Origin of the sequence: Segatella baroniae B14 (assembly GCF_022024235.1) — a bacterium.
GTDB lineage: Bacteria > Bacteroidota > Bacteroidia > Bacteroidales > Bacteroidaceae > Prevotella > Prevotella bryantii.
On sequence record NZ_CP091800.1, the window covers coordinates 238,761 to 265,393 of the forward strand.

The window sequence follows — 26,633 nt, forward strand, 5'->3', positions numbered from 1 at the left end:
TTGTGTTATTTTTTATAGCTCAAGCTCTGCACATTATCTGTTGGATAAATCTTCCAACCATGTGCACCGCCATCAGTAAAAGAGAAAGGCATGGTGAAACCTTCCAATTCTCCTAATGCTTCAACAACTTCTTTCTTCTTGGTTGGCTCTACTATAAACATAATGAAGCCACCGCCACCAGCACCACTAACTTTACCAGCTTTAGCACCATGTTCAAAGGCAACTTTCATTGCTTTGTCAATCATACTGTTGGTAATATGAGCACTTTGTTTCTTCTTGTTTTCCCAAGCATCGCGTAGAATATCAGCCAAGGCATCGATATCGCCTTTCAACAAGGCCATCTTCATATCGTTGGCACTCTGCTTGATTTTGTGCATCGCTTCGATAGCATCCTCATTTTTCTCTTTGGTATTTTTCATCTGCTCACTGATAATAGCATCAGAAGAACGAGACTTACCTGTAAAGTAGAGAACCATTGATGCTTCCAACTCATCGATAATCCAACGCTTTACCTTCAATGGGTTAACAATAACCATGTCATCCTTTAAGAACTCCATGAAGTTAAAGCCACCAAAAGCTGCAGCGTACTGATCCTGTTTACCACCACGGAAGCCAAGATCGATACGTTCAATTTCATACGCTAAACGAGCGATTTCGTAATCACCCAAAGGTAATGACAGCCACTCTACGAATGCTTTCAGAATACATACTACCATACCTGATGATGTTCCAAGGCCAGAGCCTGCAGGCGCATCATTGTAAGTTGTAATCTTAAAAGCACGAGGCTCCATATTGAAGTCTTTGACAATGCGGTTATAGACACCCTTGATGAGAGGTGCTTTGTCATCAATTTCAAGATGTCCGGATACAGCATGGCTTTCATGTGTATCGGCATCATAAGCCTCAATGGTAATTTTGTCATCCTGTGTTTCCTCTATTGTACAGAAACAATAGAGATTAATTGTAGCGTTTAATACAAGTCCTCCATACAAGTCACTATATGGGGATACATCACTACCGCCTCCGGCTAGGCCAAGACGGAGAGGGGTTTTACTTCTTATAATCATACTAATAATAAATTTTCTCTTGTAGTTATCTCGTACAGATAGTTGAAATTTAAATTATCGAGATATATCTCAATAATACTAAGTTATATTAGTAGTTAGTACTTCGTATCATATCCATTCGGATTCTTCTTCTGCCAGTTCCAGCTATCACGGCACATATCCTCGATACCATGCTTGGCTTCCCAACCTAATTCCGCCTTTGCTTTGGCTGGATTACAATAGCAGGTCGCGATATCACCAGGTCTTCTTTCTTTAAAAACATAAGGAACTTTTACACCATTCACCTTCATAAAAGCATTCACAACATCAAGGACAGAATAACCATGACCTGTACCAAGATTATAAATAGCTAAGCCTTTATTCTCCGTAATTGCTTTTAAGGCTGCAACATGGCCTGATGCCAAGTCACATACATGAATATAATCACGAACACCAGTGCCATCAGGCGTATCATAGTCATTACCGAAGATACCCAATTCCTTACGCATGCCTACTGCTGTCTGGGTAATATATGGCATCAAGTTGTTTGGTATACCATTAGGATTTTCTCCTATAGTTCCACTTTCGTGAGCACCGATAGGGTTGAAGTAACGAAGAAGAACAACATTCCATTCTGGATCTGCTTTCTGAACATCCATCAGCACCTGTTCCAACATCGACTTGGTCCAGCCGTAAGGATTAGTACATACTCCCTTAGGGCATTCCTCTGTAATAGGGATAATAGCAGGATCACCATAAACAGTAGCAGAACTTGAAAAAATGATATTCTTACAACCATGCTTACGCATTACATCTACAAGTACGAATACGCCATTCATGTTATTTTCATAATACTCCAATGGTTTAGCTACAGATTCACCAACAGCCTTCAAACCTGCAAAGTTAATAACGGCATCAATCTTGTTTTCGGAGAACACTTTATCCATAGCCTCGCGATCCCGAACGTCTGCTTCCACAAATGGAATTTCCTTACCAATAATTTTAGCTACACGACGCAATGCCTCTGGCTGTGAATTTACAAAGTTATCTACAACCACAACTGAGTGCCCAGCTTTATCCAATTCGATAATCGTGTGTGAACCAATATAGCCCGCACCACCAGTTAGCAAAATATTCATACGCAATGATTTAAATTTAGTTGAAGTCAATCTTTTTATTCTACCGTCACACTCTTTGCCAAGTTTCGAGGCATATCCACGTTTAGACCTTTCTTCACTGCTACGTGATAAGATAGCAACTGCAAAGGAATAACGCTAAGCAACGGAGCAAAAGGACCAATTGTCTGTGGAATCTCTATTACCTCATCAGCAATCTCCCTTACATCCATATCACCTTCTGTAACCACAGCGAGGATTCTACCATTACGAGCTTTTACCTCTTTCATATTAGAGATTATCTTCTGATAGAGCTGGTGATGAGTTGCTATAAAAACGATAGGCATATCTTCGTCTACCAATGCAATAGGTCCATGTTTCATTTCTGCTGCTGGGTAACCTTCTGCATGGATATATGAGATTTCCTTCAATTTTAATGCACCTTCTAGAGCAACAGGATAATTGAATCCACGGCCTAAGTACAAGAAATTCTTGGCATAGGTATAACGATTTGAAAGTTTGTCTATCTTATCATTCTGCTCCAAAACTTTCTGTATCTTCTCAGGGATAGTAGCCAATTCTGCTATATACTCTGAATATTCCTTATCCGTTACTGTGCCTAGTGCATGGCCAAGCGCAATTGAAAGCATTGATAATACAACCACCTGACCAGTAAATGCCTTTGTAGAAGCTACACCAATCTCAGGACCTACATGAATATAAACACCCGTATCGCTTTCACGTGCAATAGAAGACCCTACACCATTGACAATACCAAATACAAGAGCTCCGTTCTCTTTAGCCAATTGAATAGCAGCTAAAGTATCAGCCGTTTCACCACTTTGACTGATAGCAATAATGACATCATCCTTATCAATCACCGGTTCACGATAGCGGAACTCACTGGCATATTCCACCTCAACACGGATACGACACATTTTTTCAATCAACTGCTTACCAATAAGGCCAGCATGCCATGAAGTACCACAGGCGACAATGATGACATGACGAGCACGAATAAGTTGAGATTTAAAGTTATTAAGAGCTGATAAATTAATCTTGTTATTCTCAGGATGCTCTTGGTCTACGAATAAGCGGCCACGAATACAGTTCCTAATACATTCTGGCTGGTCATAAATCTCTTTCAGCATAAAATGAGGGAAACCACCTTTAGTCAATTGAGATATATCGAGATCTACTTTCTTAATATCAAAGTCAACACTATGATTATTCAAGTCGATAATCTTAATATCTTCTCCTGGACGAATACAAGCTATTTGTTCGTCATCGAGATAGATGACTTTATCAGTATATTCTACAATAGGAGAGGCATCACTACCCACGAAGAATTCAGAGTTATTCTCACCAACACCAACAACCAATGGGCTTGACTTGCGAGCAGCTATTAATGTATCAGGATGATTCTTGTCGATTACAGCTATAGCGTATGCACCGATTACCTTATTTAGGGCTGCACATACAGCATCCAAAAGGCTATCTGTCTGACGATACGAATAATCTATCAGTTGAACAAGAACCTCCGTGTCAGTCTCGCTCTTAAACTCATAACCTTTCTCGATGAGTTGCTGCTTCAACTCGATATAATTCTCTATGATACCATTATGCACCAAAGCTAAATCACCACTCATCGATACATGAGGATGAGCATTCGTTGCATTAGGCTGCCCATGCGTAGCCCAACGAGTATGAGCTATACCTATAGAACCTTCTATATCTTTATCGGAAGCAACATGCTCCAATTCTGATACTTTGCCTTTTGCTTTATATACATTAAGGGAATCATTATGCACCATAGCAACACCAGCAGAGTCATATCCACGGTATTCCAAACGGTGTAATCCCTTAATCAGAACTGGGTAAGCCTGTTTTGTGCCTATATATCCTACTATTCCACACATAAATTAATTATTATTTAAATGATTCTTCATTAACGATACTTCATTTTGTAAACGTTCTATTGTCAGATCACCCATATTTACTGGGCATCTTTACATTTAGCGAAAAAAAGATTTTTGGTTTTTAACTTCATTTATTATAGTAGCAAGGTAATAAGGCATGTATCCTTTTCAAAAGTTGCATCGATTTTCGCTTACGTCGGTCCTCTATTTCAAAAGGTTTCAGACCTAAGGCCCTAAATGATATTTCGTTTTGGAAGAGTTCGCTTATCATATTGATTATCTCCTAGACTCTTGTATCTGAAGGTAACGCTTCTATCCATTTTCTTCGGGCATGTACCCAACAGCCAATGTGAACAATACAATAGTATATGACATCTACCTTACCGTTCAGCATTCTTGCCATAGAGATGTTTGCGGCCATTTTGTATCTGGTCATTCTGATTCGCAATCTTATTTTTAAGGCCTCTATCAGCTCCTCCTTGGCTGCAAGCAAACTACTTTGGTATATAATGGTATCCGTTGAGCTTTATCATCTGCCCATTGCTTTCTTTGAGTCTTGCAGAAAGTTCATTGATAGTAGTTTTTAGCTCCGTAGTATTTTTAGTTGAGGATTTCTGAAGCAATTTGATCTCCGTAAGCAAGGCATTTACCTGCTTTCGAAGACTTGCTTTTTCCTCGTTGGCAAGAGCCAATTGGCTTTGTAAACATAGAAGCTAGGTTCATAGTGAAGAAGACGTACAATCTTTCTGCTTTTGGCCATAAAAATATAAAACTTGTTGGAGATACTATCTTGTATAACATGTCGATAAAAATGACTGAGTTAAAACACCACATTAAAATCCCAAGTTGGAACAGGAGCTTGAGTATCTGACGGTTCAAATCAACTTTTTCCCTAGGAAAACTTGTATTGAAGTTTATGTCTAAATATGCTAGACTCAATCCAAGAACTTCAGAAGTCTTGCATTCACTCGGTTTATACCATTGAGGACGTTCTTCTTCCTTATTAAGCCACTTTCTTACATTTCCGTCTTTATCCGCTATAATCAATACACTATCGTAAGGATGTGAATAAGGATGAGTGAATAGCGTAACGAAACATCCATGTTTCTTATGATAGTCAAACATCCTGTTTAAATCCACATCAAATGCAGCAGCATTAAACAGGAAGAAAGGCTCATTACCTATCTTATCTCTTAACTGGATCAATGCGCCAGCATTATCGAGCGGAATTTTTTCTATGAAATATTCTATCTTCCCCCCCAATTGGCTACTATCTCCGAAAAATTCTATTATTTTGTCAGCGAGATAACCAACTGTCAATCTCAAGGTCTGTAAAAACTTGAGAAGCAAGTAAACCTTATTTTTCTTTCAAGAATAGACATTCCGTCAATAGGAATCAAAGGTTTTGGGATATTGGGGAAAGCTCAGCGATACGAGTTCCTCGTCCGCCTGCCATAAGTATAGTCTTCATTATAATATTATTTAGTGGCAAAGAAATGGTCTTCAAGCATCAAACAAAGGCAATGTTATACAGGCAAGTGTAATTCCTGGATTTTGTAAGTCTCTGTTTCTGGCACACGGATGCATACATCAGAGAGCTCCATTAACTTACTTTCTTTAGCACCAGTCAAACCTATAACCTTAAGACCTCTTGCCTTAGCTGTAATTGCGGCATAAATAACATTTTTGCTGTTACCAGATGTTGAGATACCCATGAACACATCACCCTGTTTACCATATCCATTTACCTGCTGAGCAAAGACTAAAAGAGGCTCACTATATTCATATAGGCAGTTGTTAAGGAAGAGTGCGCTGTAAGGGTAATTGCAGGAAGGGCACCTTGGAGATTTTCTGCCAAAGTTGTACCCATTTCTAGATCAATAGCTTTCATCGCTTCGCATTGTTCTGCATACACTTTGCGCTTTAGCTTGAATTCTTTCATCAGCTCGCCTACGATATGCTCTGCGTCTGATGCCGAACCACCATTACCGTACACAAGTAATTTACCTTCATTACTATAGGTAGTTTCCAATACTTCATATGCATTCGCTATATCATCAGCACATGCAGAAAGGATTGGATAACGTCTAACAAGTAAGTCAATATGCTTCTTAATATTGGCCTCCATAGAAACTTTATAATATTTATTTTGTATAACTCATTGATGCAACATTGTCTGTCGGATAGATCTTCCACCCATGTACTCCCCCATCTGTGAACGAAAATGGCATAGTTCTTCCATCCAATTTATTCAATGCATCAATAACTTCCTTCTTCTTTGTTGGTTCAACTATGAACATGATAAAACCGCCGCCACCAGCACCGCTTACCTTACCGGCCTTAGCGCCATGCTCAAATGCAACCTTCATTGCATCATCAATCATAGGGTTAGTGATATGACTACTTTGTTTCTTCTTATTTTCCCATGAAATACGTAGAATATCTGCCAAAGAGTCTATGTCACCTTTAAGCAGTGCCATTTTCATATCCACCGCTGTCTGTTTAACGATATGCATAGCTTCTATGGCATCTTCCTTCTTTTCTTTTGTATTCTTCATTTGCTCACTAATAATAGCATCAGAAGAACGAGATTTGCCAGTGAAGTATAGAACCATAGATACCTCAAGTTCATCAATTATCCAACGTTTAACCTTAAGAGGATTAACGATAACCATGTCATCCTTCAGGAATTCCATATAGTTGAATCCACCAAAAGCAGCTGCGTATTGATCTTGCTTACCCCCACGGAATCCGAGGTCAATACGCTCTATCTCATAAGCAAGTCGCGCTAACTCATAATCGCCCAAAGGAAGATTTAACCACTCAACAAATGCTTTTAGGATACATACCACCATACCAGATGACGTCCCCAAACCACTACCAGCAGGAGCATCATTGTAAGTTGTAATCTTGAAAGAGCATGGTTTCAATCCAAAGTCTTTAACGATACGATTGTATACGCCTTTAACCAATGGCGCATGTTCATCTATTTCAAGTCTTTCGCTCAATGGTAGATTTTCATGTGTATTGGCATCGTAAGCATCAATACAAATCAGATTATCATCCGTTTCCTCTATCGTACAGAAACAATACAGATTGATTGTTGCGTTTAATACAAGACCTCCATAAATGTCACTATACGGCGAGACATCACTACCTCCTCCTGCCAAACCTAAGCGAAGAGGAGCTTTACTGCGTATAATCATTTATTATTTTTTTTGTTTTCTTATTTTATAAGATTATCTACACTTATACATAGAATCATAGTACTTCTCGTAATCTCCGCTGGTAATGTTATTCAACCATTCTTCATTGTCGAGATACCAGCGAACGGTCTTCTCAATACCCTCTTCGAACTGCAGCGATGGCTCCCAACCCAGTTCCTTCTGGAGTTTTGAGCTGTCGATAGCATAACGCAAATCGTGCCCGGCACGGTCGGTAACGTAGGTAATCAGGTCCATATCCTCGCCTTCCTTACGACCCAGCAAGCGGTCGACGGTCTTAATCACCACCTTGATGATGTCGATGTTCTTCCACTCGTTAAAGCCACCGATATTATAGGTATCGGCAATCTTACCCTCGTGGAAAATCACGTCGATGGCACGAGCATGGTCCTCAACATACAGCCAGTCGCGTACGTTCTCGCCCTTACCGTAAACAGGCAGTGGCTTGCGATGACGAATATTGTTGATGAACAGAGGAATCAGCTTCTCGGGGAACTGGTAAGGACCGTAGTTGTTAGAGCAGTTAGTTACTACTACAGGCATGCCGTAGGTATCGTGGAATGCGCGAACAAAATGGTCAGATGATGCTTTCGAAGCCGAGTATGGTGAGTGAGGATTATACTTGGTAGTCTCCAAGAAGAACTTATCGCCATAAGCCAGATGATGCTCTGAGCTTGATGCGGTAGTTGTGAATGGAGGCTCGATACCCTCTGGGTGTGTCAGCTCCAGTGCGCCATAAACCTCATCGGTTGAGATATGGTAGAAGCGGCAAGGAACATTGACCATTGAACATTGACCATTGACCATTACTTCATGCCTCACCTCATAAGGAGTTGGTTGTGACTCCCAATACAGCTTAGCTGCCTGGAGAAGACTCAAAGTACCCATTACGTTGGTCTTGGCAAATGTAAACGGATCCTTAATCGAGCGGTCTACATGACTCTCAGCGGCCAGGTGGATGATACCGTCAACCTTCTTGTCCTGCATCAGTTTGTAGAATGCATCAAAGTCGCAAATGTCCATCTTCACAAACTCATAGTTGGGTTTGTTCTCGATGTCCTTCAGGTTAGCCAAGTTACCAGCATAAGTCAACTTGTCGAGGTTGATAATGTGATACTCGGGATACTTGTTCACAAACAAGCGCACTACATGGCTTCCAATAAAGCCTGCGCCACCAGTAATAACGATATTTCGCTTCATCTTTAGCAACCTATTTAGAGTTACAAATTAGCCTGACCAGTTTCTTTCACCTCGTCAATTACCTTCAGCAGGTACTGGCCATACTGATTCTTCAGCATGGGCTGAGCCAATTCGCGCATGCGCTCCTCAGTAATCCAACCCTGGCGGTAAGCGATGCCCTCAAGGCATCCAATCTTCAGACCCTGACGCTTCTCAAGCACCTCTACGTAAGTACTTGCTTCTGAAAGCGAGTCGTGCGTACCAGTATCCAGCCATGCAAATCCACGCCCTAATGTCTGCACCTTTAATTCGCCATCACTCAGGAACTGCTGATTTACGGTAGTAATCTCATATTCTCCACGAGCCGAAGGCTTGATATTCTTAGCCACCTCTACTACCTTATTTGGATAAAAGTAAAGACCAACAACGGCATAGTTGCTCTTTGGCTGCTTGGGTTTCTCCTCGATACTCAGGCAGTTACCTTCCTTGTCAAATTCTGCCACTCCATAACGCTCAGGATCGTTTACCCAATAGCCAAATACTGTTGCTTTCTTATCCTCATCGGCTGTACGTACAGCCTCTTTCAGCATCTTGGTAAAGCCAGGGCCTTGGAAGATGTTATCGCCAAGCACAAGGCATGCGCTATCATCGCCAATAAAGTCGGCACCAATAGTAAAAGCCTGGGCAAGTCCATCTGGCGAAGGCTGCTCTGCGTATGTAAAGTTCACACCATAGTCGCTACCATCACCAAGCAATCGCTTAAAGCCTGGCAAATCGTATGGTGTAGAGATAATCAAAATGTCACGAATACCAGCCAGCATCAGCACACTGATGGGGTAATATACCATGGGCTTGTCATATATTGGCATCAACTGTTTGCTAATGCCTTTTGTTATTGGATAAAGGCGAGTACCTGAGCCGCCTGCTAATACAATACCTTTCATAAAGATTAATATTATTTGTTTTGTAAGTTAGCAATACATTTTTCTAACGAATCAACCCAATAAGGCACCTTTACGCCGAAGGTTTCCTTAATGGTTCGTTTATCGAGCACCGAATATGATGGGCGAGTAACTGGTGATGGATATTCAGAGCTATAGCAAGGTTGGATATCGCAATCTGTATTACCCGCAATCTTGGCTATCATCTGTGTAAAATCATACCACGAGCAAACGCCCTCATTGCTAAAGTGGAATACACCTACCTGTGGGTTTTGCAGGATGGTTACGATGGCATTGGCCAAATCGAGTGCATAAGTAGGTGTTCCTGCCTGATCGAATACCACCTTCAGTGCAGGTTTGGTGGCAGTGAGATTCAACATCGTCTTGCAGAAGTTCTTACCAAACTCCGAATACAGCCATGCAGTACGAATAATCACGTACTTACAACCAGTAGCGATTATTTTCTGCTCGCCATGCAGCTTGGTTGTGCCATATACGCCTGTTGGTGTACCTTTCTGGTCAGGACCGCATGGCACGTTGTATGGCTCTTTACCGAATACATAATCAGTAGAAATCTGTATCAACCAACCATCTACCTCCTTCATCACCTTGGCAAGATTCTCTGGGGCATCTGCATTCAGTTTCTCTGCAAGAGTTGCCAACTTCTCGTCAGTCTCGCAAGCATCCACATTGGTCCATGCCGCACAGTTAACAATGGCATTTACATCATGCTCCTTTACCATCTTGCGGATGGCATCAATATCAGTAATGTCAAGGTAGGTGGTTTCAAGCCCTTCTACCTCGTTTACATCCGTAAAAATATAATTATCGTTTGTGTTCTTAGCAACAATACACATCTCGTTGCCCAACTGTCCGTTGGCACCTGTTACAAGTATGTTCATCTTACTTAAACTCTGGATATAAATCTACGTTAATATCAAATGGACTATCGAAATCCTCCAACAGCACGTGCTTAGTGTCTTTTTCTGACAGCAGTGCCTTTTCGGCATCTATCTTCCAATCTATGCCTAAGCTGTCGTCAACAATTGAGATGCCACCATCTGCCTCGGGGTGATAAAAGTTATCGCACTTATACTGGAATACAGCTGTTTCAGAGAGCACTGCAAAACCATGAGCAAAACCACGAGGCACAAAGAACTGGCGATGATTATCCTCGGTAAGCTCTACTGCCACATGCTGTCCATAAGTAGGACTACCCTTACGGATATCCACAGCTACATCGAGCACAGCACCCTTTACGCAACGCACCAACTTACTCTGTGTGAATGGTGGGCGCTAGAAATGCAAACCACGCATCACGCCATAGCTCGACATACTCTCGTTGTCCTGAACAAAATTAATCTTACGCACCTTCTCCTCGAATTCTCTCTGCGAGAATGATTCAAAGAAATATCCACGCGCATCTTTAAACACTTTAGGTTCGATGATTACAACACCATCGATTTTTGTCTTTATTACTTCCATCGTTTGTGATTATATAAATTCCTTCATCTATCGTTTTTTTAATTGTAACTTTCTGAGATAAGCAAGTAATTGCAATCCTCTAAACAATTTATGCTCAATCAAAAAAAGAACAACCTTTCTCTGACCATTCAAACCTACACGATCAGCTTCGATAAAAGCTTTTTTAATGAGATCATTATTTAAATAATCCGAATACCATTGAACTTGCTCCTTATACGTCATCGTATTGGCAGGATTAAAACAACCTTGTATTGCAGCTGTAATAACTAAATACAATATTCTATTTAATAGATTTCTTCTATATGAAGGAGTAACAGGATGAGTATTGGCATAACTTTCTAAGTATTCCATACCTTTAATAAGTAACCTATTGTTTTCAATATTAGGTGTATGGGTTATACTTGTATCATTATAAACATAGTTATAATAAGGTTGATGAATATAGAATGCCGATTCCGCATGTTCAAATAAAACAATATTTGAGATAAATCCTTCCACTCCTTGTCTAAGTCCGAAATCTGTTTTAAAACCAATTTTCTTCAGGTAATCCATTCTGACAAGTTTACTTGTAGATGTTCCAACCCAACCATTAAAATCAAGAATACGTGCCTGCAAATCTCTGCACTCAAGATTTGAACTAAACATCTCTGAGTCTTTGTAGCATACTGGCGACGGTTTAACTGACTTCTGATAAACCAATTGTTGATCAAATAATACAATCTGCACATTCTTTTCAATAAGTAGATTGTATGTAATTTTACAGCAATCTTTATCCAAAAAATCATCTCCATCAAGGAACATCATGGTTTCACCACTCACCGCATTAAGCCCAGAATTTCTAGCAGCAGCTAAACCACCATTCTGTTTATGAATCACTTTAACGCGTTTGTCTTTTGCAGCATACTCATCACAAATCTTACCGCAATCATCTGGTGATCCATCATCAACTAGTATAATCTCTATTTCTTTAAGAGTCTGATTGATACAACTTTCTATACATTGACGAAGATAACACTCCGGTACCTTATATATTGGCACAACAATAGATACTAAATAATTTTCCATTCTTACATTTCTTTATTAATAATAGTCAGATTTCTATCTCGCAACATTCAGACGATGCTATCACACCCATCCAGTAAAGCATTCTCCTTATTTGTTTCTATCAAGATTGAGTCTTTACAACTTGCTGCCTTTCCTGCTTCAACATCTCTTTCGCTATCGCCAATCATATAGCTTTCGCTAAGGTTGATGTTGTAATCCTTGGCTGCTTGCAACAACAAACCTGGTTTGGGTTTTCTACAGTCACAATCAAACTTATATTCTGGGCGTTCACCATCAAAGCCTTTGTCTGGGTGATGAGGACAAATATATAGACCATCAATGTAAGCACCATCCATACCAAGTAGTGTTTCCATCTTCTTGTGGATTTCCTGCAGTTCATCCCAAGTTACTTCACCTCGAGCGATAACAGGCTGATTGGTTACGACAATAGCCAGAAAGCCGCTTTGATTTATCTTCTTTATGGCGTCCGATACACCCTCAATCAATTCGAAATCGTCAATATTGCGAAGGAACCCCACATACTTATTGATAGTTCCATCACGATCCAGAAAAATGGCTTTCTGTTTGTTATGAAGATTCTTTGCCTGAACAACGCCGTTCTTATAGTCCGCTTCAACCTGAAGGAAACGTTCTGGCGTTCCCATATCCTTTACGTATTCAGGACTATCATAACAAAACATCTTCCCAGTTCCGCACAAAGGTTTGAGAATCTGTCGGTCCAAATCTACCTTGCCTTTAGGAAAGCCCGTCGCCGGGTCTATCTCCAGATTTTCAAGACTAAGCTCAAGTACCTTAGGATCTATTACATGAAGTCCGGCATTTACTCGATTATTGTACCATTGTGGGCGTTCGTCTTCCTTACTAAGCCATTTTTCAACTTTACCGTCTTTGTCGGCAATAATCAGCCCGCTATCATAAGGATGCGAATTAGGATGAGTGAAAAGGGTTACGACCCCACCATGCTGCTGATGAAATGCTAGCATTCGGTTAAAATCCACGTCAAAGGCTGCATCGGCATTAAGAAGGAAAAATGGTTCATTACCAATCTTATCTTTTAACTGGAATAAAGCACCCGCGTTGCCAAGTGGCGTTTCCTCTACAAAATAATCAATCTTAACTCCCAACTGACTGCCATCACCGAAATAGTTCATTATCTTTTCTGCGAGATAGCCTACAGTCAAAATCAGATCTTTGAAACCTTGTGAGGCTAACGACCTAATCTCTCTTTCGAGAATTGGCATACCATCAACAGGTATCAAAGGCTTTGGAATATCAGGGAAAAGTTCGGCGATGCGAGTACCTCGTCCGCCTGCCATAATTACAACTTTCATATGTTTTCGTTTTTTATTTACCGAAGAATCTATCTTCTAACATCAAACATAGGCAATGGTAAACAGGCAAATGCAACTCCTGAATCTTATAAGTCTCAGTTTCAGGTACTCGGATACACACATCAGCATACTTCATCAATTTATTCTCTTTTGCGCCGGTTAATCCTATTACCTTTAATCCTTTTGCCTTGGCATTTACAGCTGCATACAACACGTTCTTACTGTTACCAGATGTTGAGATTCCCAAATACACATCACCAGGCTTACCATAGCCATTAACCTGCTGGGCAAATACCAGTTCTGGCATAGCATCATTCATAAACGCTGTGGTAAGCGAAGAGTGACCTGTCAAAGAGATTGCAGGTAATGCACCTTGCAGGTGCTCAGCCAATGTCTGTCCTAATTCAGCATCAACCCTTTTTAAAGCCTCCGCCTGTTCACTAAAAACTTTACGCTTCAGTTTAAACTCTTTCATCAACTCGCCAACGATATGCTCACTGTCAGAAGCTGAGCCGCCATTACCTGACACCAACAACTTGCGACCACTGCTATAGGCAATCTCAAGTAACTCATATGCTTTTACAATTTCTTCTCTGCATACAATCAATTTTGGATACCTGTCAATCAGATGGTCTATATGCTGCTCTAATCTTAAATCCATAATTACTTTAATAAGAATTCTTTTCTTGGCGAATAACTCTGTGGCGCATAGTAAAGCACCTGTGCACCGTCGTTTTCAAAGTTAAAAGGCACAATCATCAATTTATCCAAAGCCTTCTTTAGATGCTCCTGCTTTTCCTTCTCGCAATAGAACAATAGGAATCCTCCTCCACCAGCTCCTAATAATTTGCCACCAAGAGCGCCTGCCTTAATGGCTATGTCATAGAGTTCATCAATACTTCCGTTGCTAATCTTAGACCCTGTACCTCGCTTCAATTTCCAAGTGGTATCCAGCAGTTTTCCAAACTCATTTAAACTAGTATCTTTATTAGTCAGAACTTTTTCTGCTTCATCTACCAATGCTAACATATCTTTCAGTTGCTGTGTTTTGTCAACAGGTTTTCCGAAAGTATCAGCCTGAATTTCCGAAGAGAAGCGTTGCACGCCTGTATAAAACAGAAGGAGATTTTCATCCAGTTCCTTTTTGCGCTCAGGACTGATGATGATGGGATGAACGGAGAAATCATTACTCTTAAAATCTATACGGTTCAAACCTCCATAGGCGGCGGCCACCTGATCTTGCCATCCTCCATTCTCTTTCAAAATATCACGCTCTACACGGATTGCTTCCTCTGCCAGTTGGCGATGGCTCATCATCTTACCTTTTAAGGCACAGAAAGCATTCAGCATACCTACTGCAAAAGTCGAGCTGGTCCCCAAACCAGTACGTGCTGGCAAATCTCCCTCGTAAGTCAGGCGAATTTCATGGATATCATGGAGCCGCATACACTCACGTATCAGCGGATGCTCAATGTCTTCAATGTCATTAACTCGCTCGAAGCGATTATGTACCAACTCTGAGATATAGGGATGGAATGGAGGCATATGTCTCACATTCACATAACAATATTTGTCGAATGTTGTGGAGATAACAGCACCTCCATGCTCGTTGAAGAACGAAGGCATGTCTGTACCGCCTCCAAAGAACGACATTCTAAATGGGGTTTTTGTAATTATCATTTTTCCTCATCCAAATTATTATAAACTATTCTATCTATACCAGTATCTATATCACAAGTATTTCTTTATGTTTGATGTTGCTATGATATAGCAAGGTCTAAGATAAGCGTGTATTAAGCCAAGCAGCCTATAAGCTAATGGCTTGGGTAACATTAATATCTTTCGGATTATCTTATACTCATTGGCGGAGAAATTTGATTTGCCCTTTTGCCTAGCTGCCCAAGGGCTCATAGCTTGATATTTCTCAAACATCCAGGCATAAGAGTGTTTTGAGCCCTCGCACCATGGTCGAATATTCAACATCGCTGTTGTAAAATGTATTATCAGGGGATTCTTCTTTGAGAACTCAATTTCTTCTGCGCTATAATAATTATGCGGGTGGCGTATCTGCTGTAGTTCCTTATATGTATAGGTATTAATCATCGTCATCAAATCATACTGAGGCGGCAATATGCCAAACTCTCCCTTGAAAATGCCATTTAATATATCTTGGTCGGCATAACTGATAGCAGACTCATAATTATCTACAAACTCTGCAATCATCTTACGTATATCAAATTCGCGCAGTTTCTTAATATTCATTGCCAACACACCTGCATTAATATAGCTACCATCTTTACCAATGCCAATTTTTGCTTTATAGGGTCGGCTCACACAGTCCTTAACGCCACAAATTGCCACATCTTCTTTGATATAAGCCTCCATTCCCTGTATATCACCACTAATAATTGTGTCGCAATCAAGATAGATTGCCTTTGTTACCTCTATAGGCAGCAACTCGCCCGCAAACATTCTGGTAAAAGCGCTCTTGGGCCATCTGTTACTACTCAACTTCTCTGGGATATTCAAGTCTGGTACATCTATCAAAGCAAAATGTCGTTGAAACTTCAAGGCTATACTATCCAAGATGTTCTTACTATCCTCGGATACATGATCGCCTAGAAGATACACATTAATATCCTTACATCCTTTATTGTTTTCAAAAAGGGATATCATCGATATCCCCATTATCCATACAAAGTTATTGTCACAAGTATAGACTATGTTCATACAATCTTTATTATCTATAATCACTAATTATCCTTATCATATCATCGAAACTGCCCCAATTCTTGTCTTTTTCTGCAAGAATCGGTTCCGATTCGCAATCCAACGGCCAATCAATTCCGATAGATTCATCATCCCAATTAAAACCAATCTCATCGCCGGGGGTATAGTGAGTGGTTACCTTCATTAAGATTGTGGCTTCTGACAGAGTATAATAACCGTGAGCCACCCCCTGAGGTACGTATAACTGCTTGTGATTATCTGCAGTTAAAAATTCCCCATACCAGTTACCAAATGTAGGTGAGTCTATCCGGCAATCTACAATTACATCCCAAATGATTCCTTTCAAGCATGACACGATTTTAGCTTGAGGATACTTTAACTGGGTATGCACTCCCCTTAACACGCCTTTTATGGAAGATGAGATATTGTCCTGAACAAATACATCCTTAATACCCTCTTTATTAAGCGTATTCTCATTATAGAATTCCATAAAGTCTCCTCTTGTGTCGGTGAACAATTGAGGAATCAAGATTTTTGCATCTTTAATATTGACAGGAAAGATGTCCATATTAAAACAATCCTTTTGCTTTGTTATACTCTACACACCTGCGTATGCCTTCTTCCATCGTAACACTACTAACAAAACCAATATCGCGTTTATTTGCTGTAAAATCGTAGATTCTATCTGTAGTAGCAGCAATCACATTCCTGCGTGTTACAGGCGCCTTTTTACCCATCCATCCGAATACGACCTCTATGCAATAAGCCATAGATGCCATCAGCCATCTTGGGATGGGAATCATCTTAACCTTTTTGCCCATCAGTTTTGCAACCAGTTCTACACTCTCGTAAAAGCCGATGCCTTTCTCGGTTGCACAGATATATATTTCGCCAATCTTGCCTTTTTCGGTAAGCAATGATAAGGTGGTTATCAAATCATCAACATAGCAATGGCTTACTTGGGTATCTTTTAGTCCCACCTTGGGGAATATACCTTTCTTACACATCTTGATGATAGATTGATAAGAATCTTCACCGCCTACACCATATACTTTTGCTGGTCGGATGATGATTCCTGGAAAGTTCTTTTCTTTCACCTCTTTTAATACCAGCAATTCTCCCTCACGTTTACTAACCTGATAGGGCAGATATGGTTCACATTTACTCTCCGCATTAATTGGCATCTGCTTCACAATACCCATAGCAGCAATCGAGCTTACCTGTATGAATCGCTTTACATGAGCACGTTCTGCTTCCATCACAATATTGTGGAGACCTTCAACATTCACTTTACGAAACCGTGCGAATTGATGCTCCGAAGGTAGTTCGTTGCCTGAAAGACCAACCAACTGATATACCATATCGATACCATCACAACAACCCTTTAGTGATTCTGCGTCAGTGATATCGCCTATAATAATCTTACAATCATTTGGCAATATGCTTAATGCTTTTTCCTTATTTCTGCACAACACACTTATGTTGTGTCCTTGCTTTTTCAATTCAGGAATCAGTTTTCTGCCGATGAAACCTGTTCCACCAGTAATTAAGATGTTCATAACAAATCAAATTATTATGCTAATTAGGCATTCTATTTTGATACTTCGCAGTAGCTTTTATCGCCTTCTTAAAATAAATCAAGGAACCGATTAAAGCTGAGCCACCATAATAGAATAAACAATAAATGACAATTATATCCAATGCATGGAAAATTGTTGCAATAAGAATCGCACAGGGTAATAAACCACCAAGACCCAATTCATTCTCTATACGAGAACGAAAACTACCTACTTGAGAATGATCCGTGTGCTTATCTGGCTCCGGGTCAATAATATTACGAGTTATCATATCAGTTTCTACATTTTTATATTTCTGATATACTAATCGCATTAAAGCATCTGAAGAAGAAGCAATTGCACCCATTAATATAACCCATGGGCATCCAGATTCTATAAATAAGCCTCCATCAAAATATGCAGCGAATCCCCATGCGGTACACATATAGCCAACAAGAATATAGCTACTTGTACCATCTGCAAATTCTCCAAAAGGTTGACGCATATAACCACGTGCAAGATTGCCATCTATACAATCCATAACAATCCATACATTAACAAGTATTGCTCCTAACAATTGTGCTTCAAAATTATTCGGAAATAAAAATAGTGCACAAGAGATTATACCAACAATTGTTGAAATATAAGAAATGGTGTTAGGTCTGACACCATTATTAGCACATATACTAGCAAACCAAAATGAGACTGGACGATAAAATACCTTAGTTAAAACTGGATCCTTCTTGCGTTTCCATGCAGGCATGGATTCCTTCATTGACGTAAATGAATATTTCTTTTGCATATTTCTTATTTTAATCTTCCCGAATTTATTTTATAATCATATGAATGAGAACCTTCTTTCCTGAAATCATTATGATATCTTTCTAGCACAGCCTTAAATACTTCTTCGTATTGAGGGATGAACAAATCGTCTTTATTACGCAAATGATAAACGATTTCATTAGCCAATGGTGCTGTTAATGAGAGGTCTGTCGTTCCCTGATTAAAACTAGTTCCTTTTATTGAACCAGGTGATACATTTAATATTCTGTTTGTGGTTCCAGATTTCTCTAACTCGACATTTACACTCTCTATGAATATTTTCAGTGCTGCTTTCGTTGCACCATAGAGCGAGAAAAATGGAGATGACATAAAGCCGGCAATGCTAACCATGACTCCGCAATAGAAATTTTCTTTTGAAAGGAGGCGATTATAGAAATGCTTTATTAATCTGATAATTGCAATGGTATTGACATTAAAATATGTTGATATCATTTCATCCGGTATATCCTCAAATAAAGCCAATTTTCCAAAACCTGCAGTTATCACCAAGCTATCGATATCTGTAAATTTGTTAAAGATGCTATAATCATCACTTGTTAAGTCGAATTGAAAGCTTTCAATTTTATCCTCTTTATAGTTATCTGACAAAACTGCCTTGTCAACAATGTAGATTTTTTCTGTATCATTTTTGGAGGCTAATACTTTTGCAATGGATAAACCTATACCATTTGCGCCCCCCACAATCAATATTCTCTTCATATCATCATCATATTTTTACGTTCTGTGAATTGTTGCATAATCTCAGCCATCGCAATGCTTTCACGTCTACGGAGTCTTGCCGTACTTTGTCTGTGATTAACTATACAGGATATAAACTCTTGTATTTCATATCGTAACCCCGCACCATCCCATTTGTAGAAAAATTTCTTATTTTGATTTTGATCTTCATAACGCAACTCAAAATAATCAGTCTTCCACCATGGGGCAGGTACATAGGCATACCCCTTTGTTCCTGAAATAATTAGATTGCCTTCGGTCTTTACACCAAGGCCCACTTTAAATGAACAAACAGCATTCTGGTATCGGAATACCCCTTTGGTATACATATCTACACCATTCTTCATACGTGAATAGAGATTCAGATTCTCGTAATGAATACCACAAAGTTTCATAATTGGAAGTAGCGGGTAACTGCCTAACTCATACATGGAGCCGCCTGCCTGGTTAGGGTCAAACTCTCGTAGTGTTTTGTCGTCGTCCCATAATTTAGAGAGCGATGCTTCGACATCTACCACCTCACCAATCACTCCGGACTTAATCATTACCATAAGGTGGTTAAATGCAGGACAGTGTGCCGTTTTGTTTGCCTCCATAAGAAACACCCCTTTTTCTTTGGCAAGCGAATAAACTTCTTTTGCTCTATCTGATTTAAGAACAAGAGGGGTTTCACATAATACATGCTTGCCAGCAGCTATGCACTGTTTAATATAATCATAATGCGTAAGGTGAGGGGTGGCTATATAAACTGCATCAACTGCATTATAGAAGTCTGTGAGATTATCGTATGCTGTTATTCCGTCAGACTTATCAGTCAAAGAGTGGGTTGCCTGGCTGTTGATATCATAAGCAGCTACCACCTTGACGCCACTAACGACATCCGCTTCTGAAGGAAAGCGTTTTGCAACGCGTCCACAACCAATTATGCCAATGCGGACATCAACTGTTGACTCATCACGAAGCATCGTAGAGCTAATACCTTCTGTTCGCGGAAGATATACAACCTTGCAAAATTCATTAAGATAATCGAACTTACCCTCCCAATCTGAACCAATCGCAAAAATATCTACATCATATTTCTGAATATCATCTATTTTCTGGCCCACATAATCCTCAATAATTATCTGATCAGCAAAACCGGTAGCCTTGACAGCCTCGACGCGTTCAAGCACGTTGTTACGTACATTTAGTTTTCCTCGTTCCCTATCAAAACTATCATTAGTGACTCCCACAATCAAGTAGTCTCCAAGTTCTTTTGCCCTACGAAGCAAATTTATATGACCTTGATGCAGAAGGTCGTATGTCCCATATGTAATTACTTTCTTCATTTATTAGCAATTTATTTACTTTGATATAAAATCTTTCAAAAAATCATAGCGTAGTTTTTCTAATCGTTCCTTGCAATAATGTTTCGAGTGCTCGATTTTTCTTTTTGCTTCTTCCGCACAATTATGTGTCATCTTCTGGCTTAATGAAGCCAAAGTCTTATAATCGTCACAAGAAAAGATGGTTTCTCTACTAATTAATTCGAAATTATCATCGGAAAAAATCATAGCAAACTATTAAAATAGTTTATATAATTCTGAGAAATATTTTCTTCGCTAAATATTTGGCGCCTTTTTCTACAATTAGCTACCAATTCCAAATAATCAGAAGCAGACATTTTTGATGCCTTACATAAAGCTTCAATCAATTGTCCCTGAGAATATAAAAAACCAGATTTATCATCATACGTCTCAGCAAAACAACCAAAATTAGGAGCAATGATTGGAAGGCCATAGTATAATGCTGTCAGAAGAGGTCCTGACTGAGTAGCATCACGATATGGCAACACCAATAAATGGTGTGTTGAGAACAAATCAGGAATTTCACTATTGTCAACAAAACGAATATTCAGGTTATACAAATCTTTATGACGGATATATTTAGAGCAAAGATCCCAATCTGGTCCTTTACCTGCTATTGTTAAAGTTAAGTTACGACAACCTCTATCATATAGAGTCTCAATATTCTGTATGAGCAAGTCTAAGCCTTTATATAAATGAATGCTACCAAAGAATAGAAGTTTTACTCCTTCTGAAATATCAGCAACTTTGAGATTAGATGAGCCAAAATTTTTATAACTCATCCCTAAATTAGCAACAGTTTTACCATATAGTTCCTGATACAATCTAGCTTGGTTAGACGAAAAAACACAATTATGCTTATACAGTTTTTTTGTTATGTTTTTAATTTTAAAATTTAAATCTCTAATGAAGGACTTACTATAGGTGTGATGCTTGACATCATGTATACCATAAATTATATTATCACACTTTAGAAACGGAACTTGCATCATCCATCCCCACTCTGAGATACATGTAAAAATCAAATCAGGATCGATTTGATTCATTCTTCGCCTTATCTTAGAAAAGAAAGAGACATTCTTATAACTTCTTTGTTTGAAACATCGAGTACAAACATGAAGCTTTATATTATTCTCTCTTGCATACTGTTCAGCTTGTTCCTTTGTTAGATTTACATTTTTCAAAGGTTCATCTAAAAAGAACCAAGTTAAATCATATTCCTTATTAAGATGTTTTAGCACTGTGACATCAGTGTCACCAAAGCCTCCTAGATTAAAATATACTAACTTTATCATCTTGTTAGCTTTTTAAAACGTTTTACTTGTTTAAGAAGAACTCCCTTTTTGTCTCCAATTGTAGGAGTCATATATCCACCTTCACCATATTCATTCCAAGCATAAATCATGATAACTTTCGGTGCATTCTTTCTTGCGTTCAAAAAAAAACTGGCACTATTTAATTGCTTATAAAACTCCTTACTAGAAGGTCTTTTGTAATATATAAAATTTTCGTTCTGAAACCAAGGTCTTTTATCCCATCCTGTCATACACAAGGGGAAAACAGAAATGGAACTAGGAATAGAATACCATTTTTTAATCACATACTGGTTTAATGAACTGTATGGACGATATTCACCTACTGTACCTCCCTCAGCAATATTATACCAAGAAACAGCATCATAGTTTTCGTTGATAACACCCTTTGAAATGATATATAAATCAGTAGAACAATTATCAATTGTTTTTTTTCTAATTTGGGGAATATAAGGAATCGGAGACTCCGAATCAAAAAATTCGATTACTGGTTTATTGTTAAGTAGGAGATAATTGGGCTTGGAAAAAAACTTTTCGCTAAGATAGCTTATACATTTCTCGAAATTACTACCATTAATGCGATATCCATTATGATTAGCAACTAAAATAGAAAATTTCAACTTCTTACTATTTTTTGCCTTTAAGAACAACTCTATGCATTGATTTAAAGGTGATTCTTCTATTTTTCTTATATTAATCGAATCATTGTCATCATACCAATACCAACAAAATGTAAAAAAATCAATTCCGCTATTGGAAGCTAAATCAATTTGTTTCTCCATTAATTTAACATCGTCGTCTCTCCACCCCCATATTGGTTTCCGATTAGAAAAATCAGAAAACAATTTGTAGGTTAAATGCATTGGGGCTTTAATATCTCTGAGTCTTTTATCCGTATTTTCACCACTCCAACCACCGAAATAATAAGTTCCGACCAAAATATCCTCTTTAGCGAAACAATTGATACTGAAAAATATAATTAGTATAAACACCAATATATTATTCTTCATATTCATCAACAGCTTTTCGTAATGCATTAATGAATCCACGTCCATACGTTAAATCCGGCTCCATCATATTTCCCTCACCCCATTCGTTCCAAGATTTAAGAAAGATGATTTTATTTTGTTTGTTCTTTACGATGTTCAGTGCTTCTTTAGAATGTTCATAGAAATACTCCGGTTTACAATTTATCAAGAGAGTACCATTCCATCCACTCCTAGGAGTGTGATCCCACTGTGGTAAAAGTTGCGGAATAACAAACTCATCTTTTTCCTTTGATGTAATCAACTTATGATAATTTTTGGAATAATCACCAATAAAAGGAGGCCTATGCAGTATAAAACCTTTAACTTGATCTTTTATCCTTATTAGTCTCCTCTTAATTTTATCTTTTACCAAAACACTCGGTTCTGAATTGAAAGATAACCTCTGAAAGACCATAGCATTAAACCCCTTGTTTTTCAACACTTCTTTGGTAGCCTTAGAATGGTTTACATTGGCCACTAAAAATAAATCCGGATATCCGGCTTCTTTTGTCCACTTCCTAAAATTGACGAGATACTCTTCAGGTACATCCATAGGAGCAAATATGAATAATAATGGAGCCCCGTCAATCTTAACGTATCTTTTATCATTAAAGGCTTTTAACAAGAACTGAAAATGTAACTTTTCGTCATCTTGTCCTGGATATGTTTGCTCCATTAACAATTTTTCGGTAGTGGTTCCATCAGAATTCCAATTCTTAGCCATCCAAGAGTGATTTGCCCATCCTAAACAAAATGGGAAATCTGGAGAACCTGATGCTAAGACTTCATCGAAGACTTCAGGAATAAGCCGCTTACCATTTCCAAACCAGTAATGCCAATAACAAAATGCTGTAACACCAGCTTCACGAGCCATCTCAGCTTGTTGTTCTCGAACAATTGGCAAACGAAGATCATAATACCCTAGCTCTGTAGGAACGCGAGGCTGGTTATGACCTTTAAAAAGTGGTTTTGCTTTTCCCACATTTGTCCATTCAGTAAAACCCTTACCCCACCATTCATCATTTTCCTTGAAAGGATGAAACTGAGGTAGATAGAAAGCTATTATTTCTGGTTTATCCATTTATTTTTAAAAGTTTTAATAATAAATAAAATAAAAAACAATATATTGCGGGAGCCCAACTCATCATGTAACAACAATAAAACAGGCCATTTGCAACAGCATAGAGATAAATAGAGAATAATAAAAGGACTTCGAGATTGATAGAAGTTCCTGATAAAGTGTTACGATAAATAAGGCTTACAACTACTATAAACAGAAGAGCCCCTATGAGTCCAAAATCGATATAGAAATCGCCAATTATACTATAAAAAATCCAAGACGGACTCCTCATATGAACATTTAAATAGTCACGAAAATCCCCAAGTGTACTAGCTGTACCATTTGCCTTATCAATAAAATAATTAAAAGCTTGATGACCATACAATGGAGTTGGCTCGTGAAACGCGTTTGTATTAAAGTTATACATACTTTCAGCTGTATACTGAATCAAAAAACTAGAAGCAGAATCTTCGCCATAGCCAATAAGATAGCGACCTAGTGTAATAGCTATAAAAAAAGTCAGAAAAACACTAAAGATCGTAATTAAAATGACTTTAAAATATTTAGTCTTACTAGGGTGTATGGTATTTTTTAACAAAAGGTATAAAGTAGAGAAATAAAGTAAAAACCAAATTAATTCAGTTCTGTTGCCAATAGTAAGATTATTGAGCGACGGTGAAATAGACACACACAACAATCCAATTAACAAAAAAGCATTAGTTTTTTCCTGTTGAAGGTAATAGAAAAACAAAACAGGAGTAATAATCTTAAAATTGCGGGAATAAACAGCTAAGGACTTGCCAAGTACACTTAATTGCACAAGGGCTTCAGCATTATCATTTGATACATCATCGTAACTTGCTCCGAGCAACATTATTCTACCAGATGTAATTAAATCATAGAAAAGATATAATAATTCACAAAAAGGTTCTATACATATAAGGACTATAATCCATGAGATTATATCTATATAGATTCTTTTTTTATATATAACATGATGAATTTCTTTCTTTTGTTTTATTAGAGGAATTAACAAAATAACAAATCCAACAAAAAGGAAAACAAATGGTCCTAAAGTAATGTCATAAAGTCCCCCCCTATAAGAATCTGAACTATAATAATAAATTCCCATTAAGGCAGAAAAACTCCATAGTAAAGAAATGAATAACACCACTTTACATCTTTTTTTCCACAAAATATACGATAAGAAAGCGTATAATAAAAAATTTATTGTCGGCATCGATATTTATTTATGAATTGAAAGATAACAGGTAGAATAATGTCATCTTTAAATACAAAAAGAACTAACAAATAAGCTAATAGTCCCACTGTTGACTTGAAAACAAGTGAAAGAACAATATTTATTTCGAAAATTGGAATACACCAAATTGAAAGAAACATCACACCACCTGCCAGAAGATATTTTACTAAAGTTTTACTAAACAAATTTTGAGGAAGGTAATAATATCCAATTACTAACATACTTCCCAATACTGCAATCTCAGATATTGTACTAGCAATAGCTGCTCCATTATAGGAAAGGAAATAGATTAATGCTCCATTCAACAAAATATTTGTTATTGCTCCGATTGAAGTACACTTCAACACAGTAATATCAAGCTTCTGACAAATTAATAGTCTTGAAATCAAATTAGAACATACTCCCAGCACGATAACCGGTGCTAATAAATACAAAGCCCATGATGAAGGTAAAAAATCATCGCCGGCAAATAATTGAATAACGTCCTTACCCTCCGAATACACTCCCGCTATAATAGGAACTCCAATCGCAAAAATAGCTTTTATTCCTCTCCGTGAAAGTTTGTTGAATTCCTCTTTATTATCCAATGACAACTTAGAAAGTCTTGGATACAACACTGTACTTACTGACAATACAAGTCCCATTAATAGTCTTTGAATTTTCAAAGCTGGGGCATAATATCCTACAGCCTCAGTATCTTTAATAAAACCAATCATGATATTATCAGTATTGAAATAAATCAAGGTAGAGACAGAAAAAAGAAACAAATAAGAAATTTCTTTCATATGTCTTTTAAAAATTGAATATGACGGTTTTAATCCCTTAAAAGATACAATAGACCTCAGTTTAAACAAATTACAGATGTTGTTACCAGCTTCAGCAATAACTAATATAAACACATAAATATCAACATCAGAAGAGTCCTTGACAAACGTAAATAAAAGAATCGCTGATATTACTCGAAATACACATCCACGTATTGCTATATACCTAAACTCTTCGATACCTTGAAAAAACCAAGTAAAACCTACAAGGTTTAGAATGATATGCAAAGATGCTATCAAATAGATACTAGCCACATTTGATATTACTGGTACAAACAACAATAATAATGCAAACGCATACGCTAAAATAGAAAATGCAGCATGAATAAAGACTATATCATATGTGAATTGAGATAACTTAACTTTATCATCCTTAATTTTTGATACTTCACGTGTGCCATATGTAGGAATGCCAAGCGCAGCTATCATCACAATATAAGCAATAGTAGACTGACAAAAACTTGCAATACCTATACCATCTGGAGATAAAACTCTAGAAATATACGGAAACGTAATAAGAGGAAATAGTAGGTTTGTAACTGTATTGAGGATGTCAAAAATAAAATTTGACTTAATTCCTGATTTCATATAACAAACTTCGATTTCGAGTTTATAACCATAACCACATTTTGTATGCTTCAATCTACAAT

General features: G+C 38.1%; 24 protein-coding genes and 2 pseudogenes. All 26 read right to left on the minus strand.

From position 1 onward, the window contains the following. Positions 1–5 precede the first annotated feature (5 nt). Positions 6–1,067 (minus strand): dehydrogenase, encoded by a 1,062-nt coding sequence (locus tag L6469_RS11235; protein WP_006283765.1) that lies wholly within the window; start codon positions 1,065–1,067, stop codon positions 6–8. 95 nt (positions 1,068–1,162) lie between these two features. Continuing rightward, positions 1,163–2,185, minus strand: a complete 1,023-nt coding sequence (galE, locus tag L6469_RS11240; protein WP_006283764.1) for a UDP-glucose 4-epimerase GalE — start codon at positions 2,183–2,185, stop codon at positions 1,163–1,165. A 35-nt stretch (positions 2,186–2,220) separates the two neighbouring features. After that, positions 2,221–4,080, minus strand: coding sequence for a glutamine--fructose-6-phosphate transaminase (isomerizing) (glmS, locus tag L6469_RS11245; RefSeq protein ID WP_006283763.1), 1,860 nt, complete (start codon positions 4,078–4,080; stop codon positions 2,221–2,223). Positions 4,081–4,363: 283 nt separating this feature from the next. Next, positions 4,364–4,516: a hypothetical protein gene (locus L6469_RS11250; RefSeq protein ID WP_155815440.1), complete on the minus strand. Its 153-nt coding sequence runs from the start codon at positions 4,514–4,516 to the stop codon at positions 4,364–4,366. Positions 4,517–4,680: 164 nt separating this feature from the next. Further along, on the minus strand, positions 4,681–5,400 hold the full coding sequence (locus L6469_RS11255) for a hypothetical protein (protein WP_143067220.1): 720 nt from the start codon (positions 5,398–5,400) through the stop codon (positions 4,681–4,683). 206 nt (positions 5,401–5,606) lie between these two features. Further along, positions 5,607–6,208: pseudogene (locus L6469_RS11260) on the minus strand (SIS domain-containing protein). A gap of 16 nt (positions 6,209–6,224) precedes the next feature. Beyond that, positions 6,225–7,286, minus strand: coding sequence for a dehydrogenase (locus L6469_RS11265; RefSeq protein ID WP_006283759.1), 1,062 nt, complete (start codon positions 7,284–7,286; stop codon positions 6,225–6,227). 33 nt (positions 7,287–7,319) lie between these two features. Then, positions 7,320–8,504 (minus strand): dTDP-glucose 4,6-dehydratase, encoded by a 1,185-nt coding sequence (locus tag L6469_RS11270; protein WP_006283758.1) that lies wholly within the window; start codon positions 8,502–8,504, stop codon positions 7,320–7,322. Between the two features lie 20 nt (positions 8,505–8,524). Beyond that, on the minus strand, positions 8,525–9,427 hold the full coding sequence (rfbA, locus tag L6469_RS11275) for a glucose-1-phosphate thymidylyltransferase RfbA (RefSeq protein ID WP_006283757.1): 903 nt from the start codon (positions 9,425–9,427) through the stop codon (positions 8,525–8,527). An 11-nt stretch (positions 9,428–9,438) separates the two neighbouring features. Next, on the minus strand, positions 9,439–10,326 hold the full coding sequence (rfbD, locus tag L6469_RS11280; RefSeq protein ID WP_006283756.1) for a dTDP-4-dehydrorhamnose reductase: 888 nt from the start codon (positions 10,324–10,326) through the stop codon (positions 9,439–9,441). A 1-nt stretch (position 10,327) separates the two neighbouring features. Continuing rightward, positions 10,328–10,909 (minus strand): annotated as a pseudogene (rfbC, locus tag L6469_RS11285) (dTDP-4-dehydrorhamnose 3,5-epimerase). Positions 10,910–10,936: 27 nt separating this feature from the next. Beyond that, a complete protein-coding gene (locus tag L6469_RS11290; protein WP_006283753.1) occupies positions 10,937–11,974 on the minus strand; it encodes a glycosyltransferase family 2 protein in 1,038 nt (345 codons plus the stop codon). A gap of 47 nt (positions 11,975–12,021) precedes the next feature. Continuing rightward, the gene (gmhB, locus tag L6469_RS11295) at positions 12,022–13,305 is read right to left on the minus strand and encodes a D-glycero-beta-D-manno-heptose 1,7-bisphosphate 7-phosphatase (RefSeq protein WP_006283752.1); all 1,284 of its coding nucleotides are present in this window, start codon (positions 13,303–13,305) and stop codon (positions 12,022–12,024) included. Positions 13,306–13,318: 13 nt separating this feature from the next. Continuing rightward, positions 13,319–13,966 (minus strand): SIS domain-containing protein, encoded by a 648-nt coding sequence (locus tag L6469_RS11300; RefSeq protein ID WP_006283751.1) that lies wholly within the window; start codon positions 13,964–13,966, stop codon positions 13,319–13,321. Between the two features lie 2 nt (positions 13,967–13,968). Continuing rightward, positions 13,969–14,985, minus strand: a complete 1,017-nt coding sequence (locus tag L6469_RS11305; RefSeq protein ID WP_006283750.1) for a kinase — start codon at positions 14,983–14,985, stop codon at positions 13,969–13,971. Positions 14,986–15,036: 51 nt separating this feature from the next. Then, positions 15,037–16,035: a glycosyltransferase family 8 protein gene (locus L6469_RS11310; protein WP_006283749.1), complete on the minus strand. Its 999-nt coding sequence runs from the start codon at positions 16,033–16,035 to the stop codon at positions 15,037–15,039. 10 nt (positions 16,036–16,045) lie between these two features. Next, a complete protein-coding gene (gene rfbC / locus L6469_RS11315; protein ID WP_006283748.1) occupies positions 16,046–16,603 on the minus strand; it encodes a dTDP-4-dehydrorhamnose 3,5-epimerase in 558 nt (185 codons plus the stop codon). Position 16,604: 1 nt separating this feature from the next. Next, entirely contained in the window at positions 16,605–17,594 is a 990-nt protein-coding gene (locus tag L6469_RS11320; RefSeq protein WP_006283747.1) for an NAD-dependent epimerase/dehydratase family protein, read from the minus strand. Positions 17,595–17,613: 19 nt separating this feature from the next. After that, positions 17,614–18,393 (minus strand): CDP-alcohol phosphatidyltransferase family protein, encoded by a 780-nt coding sequence (locus tag L6469_RS11325; RefSeq protein ID WP_081456357.1) that lies wholly within the window; start codon positions 18,391–18,393, stop codon positions 17,614–17,616. Between the two features lie 5 nt (positions 18,394–18,398). Next, complete coding sequence (locus L6469_RS11330; protein WP_006283745.1) at positions 18,399–19,133, minus strand: SDR family NAD(P)-dependent oxidoreductase; 735 nt, start codon at positions 19,131–19,133, stop codon at positions 18,399–18,401. Continuing rightward, entirely contained in the window at positions 19,130–20,479 is a 1,350-nt protein-coding gene (locus L6469_RS11335) for a Gfo/Idh/MocA family oxidoreductase (RefSeq protein WP_006283744.1), read from the minus strand. The genes L6469_RS11330 and L6469_RS11335 overlap by 4 nt, the downstream gene beginning before the upstream one ends. A 221-nt stretch (positions 20,480–20,700) precedes the next feature. Continuing rightward, positions 20,701–21,792: a glycosyltransferase family 4 protein gene (locus L6469_RS11340; RefSeq protein ID WP_006283742.1), complete on the minus strand. Its 1,092-nt coding sequence runs from the start codon at positions 21,790–21,792 to the stop codon at positions 20,701–20,703. Beyond that, positions 21,789–22,820, minus strand: coding sequence for a glycoside hydrolase family 99-like domain-containing protein (locus L6469_RS11345; protein ID WP_162091567.1), 1,032 nt, complete (start codon positions 22,818–22,820; stop codon positions 21,789–21,791). Before L6469_RS11345 ends, L6469_RS11340 begins: the two co-directional genes overlap by 4 nt. Further along, positions 22,810–23,919, minus strand: a complete 1,110-nt coding sequence (locus L6469_RS11350) for a glycoside hydrolase family 99-like domain-containing protein (protein ID WP_006283740.1) — start codon at positions 23,917–23,919, stop codon at positions 22,810–22,812. The genes L6469_RS11345 and L6469_RS11350 overlap by 11 nt, the downstream gene beginning before the upstream one ends. Then, positions 23,912–25,138: an O-antigen polymerase gene (locus tag L6469_RS11355; RefSeq protein WP_006283739.1), complete on the minus strand. Its 1,227-nt coding sequence runs from the start codon at positions 25,136–25,138 to the stop codon at positions 23,912–23,914. Before L6469_RS11355 ends, L6469_RS11350 begins: the two co-directional genes overlap by 8 nt. After that, on the minus strand, positions 25,126–26,571 hold the full coding sequence (locus tag L6469_RS11360; RefSeq protein ID WP_006283737.1) for a flippase: 1,446 nt from the start codon (positions 26,569–26,571) through the stop codon (positions 25,126–25,128). The genes L6469_RS11355 and L6469_RS11360 overlap by 13 nt, the downstream gene beginning before the upstream one ends. Positions 26,572–26,633 lie beyond the last annotated feature (62 nt).